At 48.7% G+C, this 5,324-nt stretch carries 7 protein-coding genes; 1 reads left to right on the top strand and 6 read right to left on the bottom strand.

Going from position 1 to position 5,324, the window contains the following annotated elements; translation table 11 throughout:
- The 5 genes from AC1DUA_RS21900 to AC1DUA_RS21880 all read right to left on the bottom strand — a co-directional run.
- Positions 1-240: response regulator (locus AC1DUA_RS21900; protein ID WP_477501790.1), on the bottom strand; the 240-nt coding region annotated here is incomplete at its 3' end.
- A complete protein-coding gene (locus AC1DUA_RS21895) occupies positions 237-1,712 on the bottom strand; it encodes a sensor histidine kinase (RefSeq protein WP_477501789.1) in 1,476 nt (491 codons plus the stop codon). The genes AC1DUA_RS21895 and AC1DUA_RS21900, both read right to left, overlap by 4 nt.
- 5 nt (positions 1,713-1,717) lie before the next feature.
- On the bottom strand, positions 1,718-2,467 hold the full coding sequence (locus AC1DUA_RS21890) for an ABC transporter permease (protein ID WP_477501788.1): 750 nt from the start codon (positions 2,465-2,467) through the stop codon (positions 1,718-1,720).
- The gene (locus tag AC1DUA_RS21885; protein ID WP_477501787.1) at positions 2,460-3,197 is read right to left on the bottom strand and encodes an ABC transporter ATP-binding protein; all 738 of its coding nucleotides are present in this window, start codon (positions 3,195-3,197) and stop codon (positions 2,460-2,462) included. The genes AC1DUA_RS21890 and AC1DUA_RS21885 overlap by 8 nt, the downstream gene beginning before the upstream one ends.
- Before the next feature lie 62 nt (positions 3,198-3,259).
- The gene (locus tag AC1DUA_RS21880) at positions 3,260-4,183 is read right to left on the bottom strand and encodes a hypothetical protein (protein WP_477501786.1); all 924 of its coding nucleotides are present in this window, start codon (positions 4,181-4,183) and stop codon (positions 3,260-3,262) included.
- Positions 4,184-4,361: 178 nt separating this feature from the next.
- On the opposite strand from AC1DUA_RS21880, the gene AC1DUA_RS21875 reads away from it, so the two are divergent.
- Positions 4,362-4,562: a hypothetical protein gene (locus AC1DUA_RS21875; protein ID WP_477501785.1), complete on the top strand. Its 201-nt coding sequence runs from the start codon at positions 4,362-4,364 to the stop codon at positions 4,560-4,562.
- Positions 4,563-4,737: 175 nt separating this feature from the next.
- Here the strand turns inward: AC1DUA_RS21875 and AC1DUA_RS21870 are convergent.
- Positions 4,738-5,324, bottom strand: a 587-nt coding sequence (locus tag AC1DUA_RS21870; RefSeq protein WP_477501784.1) for a Ger(x)C family spore germination C-terminal domain-containing protein, incomplete at its 5' end; no start/stop codon positions are given.

Here is a 5,324-nt window from a genome sequence, read left to right as displayed (position 1 = left end):
AGCGGAAACCATCAAAATCGGAATGTCCTTCTCGCTGCGAACGCGCCGGCAAATTTCGAAACCGTCCATCTTCGGCAGCATTAAGTCGAGAATGATGAGATCATACTCCCTGGAGAGCGCAAGCTGCAGCCCTTTGTCTCCACTATTCTCGATATCAACTTCGTAGCCGCTGATCTCTAAATAGTCCCGCTCCAGTTCGGCGATGCTTTGTTCATCCTCAATGATTAAAATCCGACTCATCCTTGACTCTCCTCCTGCTTGTTAAGCGGTAATGCCATATACACGGTCGTTCCCTGCCCGATCATACTCGTTGCACCAATACGTCCGCCATGCTCTTCCATGATTTGTTTGGCTATCGCAAGGCCCAGCCCGCTTCCTCCGGTCGCGGTATTGCGCGAAGGATCTGCCCGGTAGAATCGGTCAAATATATGAGGCAGCGCCTCTTCCGATATGCCTTGGCCGGAATCTTTTATTTGAATGACGGCGTTGCCGTCGATTTCTCTGAGTGTTAAGGTGATGCGGCAATTGCCTTCATCACTATATTTGACTGCATTTTCGATGATGTTCAGCAGCACACGCCGCAGCTTATCTCGGTCTGCCGTTACAAGGAGAGGCTCCTCTGGCAGTTCGGCAAGCTTGAAATGCACGCCTTTTTTCTCCATATCGAACTGTAATTCTTGCGCGCAATCCAGCACATACTGACCAAGATCCACGGTTTCGAACTGAAACGGAACTTTGCCCAGATCCAGCTTGGAAAATAAAAATAGCTCGTCAATCAGCCGATCCATATCAGCCGCTTTGGTGTAAATGGTTCGAATATACTTATCCAGCTTATCCGGAGAATTCGTGACCCCGTCCATGATGCCGTGGGCGTATCCTTTAATGGCCGTAACCGGTGTCTTCAGATCATGCGAAATGTTAGAAATAAGCTCTTTGCGGTTCTCTTCATATTGAAGCTGCAGGTCAACAGATTTCTTGAGCTTGCGCCTCATTTCTTCAAAAGCTCTGCTTAGCTCCCCAATTTCATCATCGGACTGTTGTACCACTTCAAAATCCAGATTGCCGTCCTTGATCTCCTCCGCCGCTCGTTTGAGCGCCCTAAGAGGTTTAATAATGCTGCGTGAAACGAAGTAGGTCAGCACACCGTTCGTACCAACTAGGATGAGTATAAACGTCAAAATGACCGATTTTGAAAACTGGTGCAAATATTTCTGAAAAGGTCCTCCATCCAAAAATACGAAAACAGACCMTTTACTATGATCAGAAAACAGAAAATCCTGCTGCCGAGTTATCCACAGAGAACCTTGATTACGCTGAAATTGGCCTGAGGAGGTACCGTAAGCGGGAAGTTTGGAGCTGTCCTGCGCCTCTCCCTCCTTCAGATAAGGCGAGCTATACGCGATTTCTTTATCTTTGCGGATGATAATACCCATATTAATTTTATGAAAACGGTCCTCCAAATCCTGAATAAACACCGGATCGAGGAAAGCGTCGGGTTCCGTCTCCGTTTTGGCTTTCATGTAAGCGACATTCTCGAGTTCTTGCTCAACGACACGTTTGATCGGGTTGCCCTGGGAGAAATCGACCTGAAAGCCGGACTTCAGATTGCCGAACGTTGCGATGGAGATTAGGATCACGGCTAGCCCCGAAAGGACGAGAGGTACAAGCAGCATGGCAATGTATGAGAGTACCAGCCGTAAGCGAATCGACATCGTGTTCAGATCTCCTTTTTATCAAACAAATAAAAACCTGCTGTAAAAAACAATATACTACACGCTGTCAAAAACATAAAGATGCTGCTCACCTTGCCAAGCGCCATGCCGCTTCCAATCCAAAGCATATGCCAGTCTGTGTAGGCCGTAGGCGAGTATGTGGCGATCTGGGGAATAAAAAAAGCTGCCACTTTAAAAGCCAAATAAAGAAGTATGCTTACCGTCAATGCTGAGGAGGAGCTGGAGAAGAACTGCGCCAGAAACACAGCGCCGATACTAAGCACTAGAAGTGGCAGAAAGGCCGCGCCATACGCGAGGAACCAGGTCATAACCGTACCAAATCCGCCAAAATGCTGGAAAAACAGCGCTGAGATAACCGATGCCAGCAAACCGGCAATTAGGTACAGTGCTATAAAAACACCAAGCGCAATCTGCTTGGAAGCGAACACCTTGAACCGCGTAATTGGCCGCGTCAATGTGTTCTTCATCGTGCGGTCGCCCATCTCACCAGAGAATACGTCTGCAGACCCCATGAACACGAATAACGGCAGAAAAATACTCGTAAGCAGTCCAAGCATGATGATGGGAAAATCTTGCGAGGCAATCGCTCCGATTCCAATACCGCTCTGAAACTGGGACAKCAGCAGCCCCGCCAGAAGCGGAAGCAGCAGCGTAACTGCAAGGAAAAAGATCGTTTTCTTCTTGGACGTGATTTTGATCGTTTCGTTCCAGACGTTGGCTGTTAGGCTATGCATGCGCAGCGAGCCTCCTTACTTCTTTAATTTCGCGCAAGTACGCTTCTTCCAGCGTCGCGCTACCTTGGGCTATCTCCGACACGAGCCCCTCGCGGACAAGCCGTCCTTGATGAATGATGCCCATGCGGTTGCACATCAACTCCATTTCGTGGATGAGATGGCTGGAGATCAGGAAGGTGATGCGCTCTTCTCGCGCCAGATGCATAATGATTTCGCGGATGTGAACCATTCCCTCGATATCCAGGCCATTCGTCGGCTCGTCGAGTATGAGCAGCTCCGGCTTCGACAACATCGCGGCCGCGARTCCTAATCGCTGCTTCATGCCGAGCGAGTAACCCGCTACCTTCTCCTGCTGAAAAGGGGTAAGTCCGACGATTTCCAGCACTTCGTCTATACGCTGCTTACCGATCTCTGGGTAAAATCTCGCGGCCAGCTCCAAATTCCGTCTGCCGCTCATATAGGAGTAAGCTTCGGCGGTTTCGATCAGCACGCCTACCTTGGCCATTGCCTGCTCATAGTGTGTAGATACAGGATGGCCAAATAGCTTCACTTCTCCTTGCTGAGCTTTGGTTAAGCCGGTCATGATCTTCATGACCGTCGTCTTCCCGGCGCCGTTGGGTCCGAAGAACCCATAGATGTCGCCTTGCTGCACCGTCATGTTCACCTCGTGGATGCCTCGCAAATTATTGTAAATCTTCGTCAGACGATTGATTTCTACGACTGGCTTCATGCGGTAGCCGCCTTTCAGGGGAATAAGGAGGTGGGGGGGTCCCCTGCCTCCTTCCTTGTTCCTTAGTTTCTGTGGTGAGATTTCTCAGGGTCAATCTTTACGGTTTCCAGTTGCTTCCCTGTCAAATCTACCGTATCAGGCGTTGTCGAGTTCAGGCTGGACAGCGTCATATCCACACTCAATACGACATTGTGTGCTGTTCCTTGTGCATCTTTACCGGAAATATGAATTTGTGCGGTTTGATTTGTGATATGATTATCGCTGTCTACACTAGCGTTCACTTCTACTTCATCCATCTTGATGTCGGAAGTTAATTGGGGAAGGCTGTTTTTGAGTGTTGTCACGTCAACACCAAGCGTATCTGCCTTGGATGGCATTGGACGATGATTGTTCTCCATCGCACCATGCTTGATGGCGAGCGAGCCGATCGTGTTGACCACCGGAGAAATTTGGCTGCCTGACAATTTGAAATGAATCTCCTTCATATTGCCTGCGGTTTCATCCATGGTGACATAGTTTTTGAGGTTGCCGACGAGGGCGTCGACCACATTTTCCACTTCGCTAACGACTTGAGGATCCGGTGTATGCCCTGCGCCTTCTTGATCTATGAATTTGCCGCCCATACCCTCTCCTTCTAGCACTTTGTACACATCGGAGTCATCTGTTTTTATAATTTGTTTGCCATCTTGGTTGTAGAAATGAATGGTTTGTTCGTTGGTACCGTTATTCACGGTCACTTCTGCGCTTCCTGCGTGGTTCGCACCGCTGCTTTTAATGGTAGATTTGACGCCCAGCAATTGAACTCCGTTATCATTCAGCGTCACGTTCACTTGACGTGTTACATTGTGTACGGTTGCCGTTTGTTTCACGGCTGACTTAAACGTCTCGTACCCGGGCGCATCGCCCACACCAGCGTATACCGACGTCACCAGCATCATGCTGCCTACCGCCACGCCTAATCCCATCATTGCTAACTTCTTACTCATATCTTTTGGCCTCCGCGTCTTCTAACGCTTTATCTAATTTGGATGCGTTCCTCGCTTCCATGTAATCATCTTATCCCGCCGATCTTAATTGCCTCTAAAACACCTATTAACCTCGCCTAAAACAATTCTTAAATATTTCTAAACTGGTCGGAAGGTGCGCGCGTGTCTGGGGGAGTTGGTGGAGAGCGTTGGAGGGACTGCGGCAGCTGATGGTCGTGGACGGGTAGATTGTGGAGTGACGGCGATGCTCGGATGGGGGCGAGTAGGCTGTAGAATGACGGCGATGCTGCGGATGGAAAGGCGATTGTGGAGTGACTGGGACGAAGCTGATAGGAAATTCGATGTACTTTATGCAGGATTATCTATCAAATTCTCATAAAATCGAATATTTACTGCCCTTTTTGCAGGCTAATCCTGCCTTCACGAAACCCCTCACCAAGTAATGCAATTCTAATAAATTGCGAGCCGAACCCTGACCGCGGCAGCCGCAGCAAAAAGAGGCAAGCTTTCGCTCCCCCCCGCCGCTCCGCTGCACGGAGCACTGTTTGCTATAATCAGTACTGCTGCTCTCGTTCCCTCTCTCTTAGCATGCCCGAATGCGTAAGTCGAACGTCCACTTGGACATCCCCTAACTGATAGCCTTCAAGCGGCTGCTTGCCATTCGAGGTCAAGTTAGCCCACTGCTTGAAATCCTGTTTATACATGGTATGCTCCAGCTGATAGATATCGACGCCTCGGTTTTTGCCTTGTTTGAACGTTTGCTCGATTTCTTCTATAATCTGCTTTTCAATTTGTTTTCGTAAAGACTTCTCATCTACTGCCTCCTGGGATTCAACTGTGATCGCCTTGCATTTCACATGAACATCAAAAATCAGATTGTCACCTTTGCGAAGCGTAATGTGAGGTTTCGGTCTTTGAATGGAAACGGTTTGAGCGGGCTTTCCATTGATATAGACGACTAACGGCGAACGAGCCGTACTTTTCTCCATCCACCGGTCTCCCTTGAACTCTTTATCTGAAAACCATTCGACCAAATTGTTTTTTCCTAAGGCATAAACGCCGTTAACTTCTAATTTAGGATCAGGTTTCTGATTTTTCACCCAGGTGTCTTTTCGAATACTCAATGTCGGCATCATCAACG

The sequence above is a fragment of the Paenibacillus sp. 01T422 genome (genome assembly GCF_056398785.1).
This window is presented reverse-complemented; position numbering and strand designations above follow the sequence as displayed.

Excerpts from the sequence above, each read along its gene's own strand:
- AC1DUA_RS21880 (WP_477501786.1), bottom strand. The coding sequence starts at position 4,183 with ATGAGTAAGAAGTTAGCAATGATGGGATTAGGCGTGGCGGTAGGCAGC.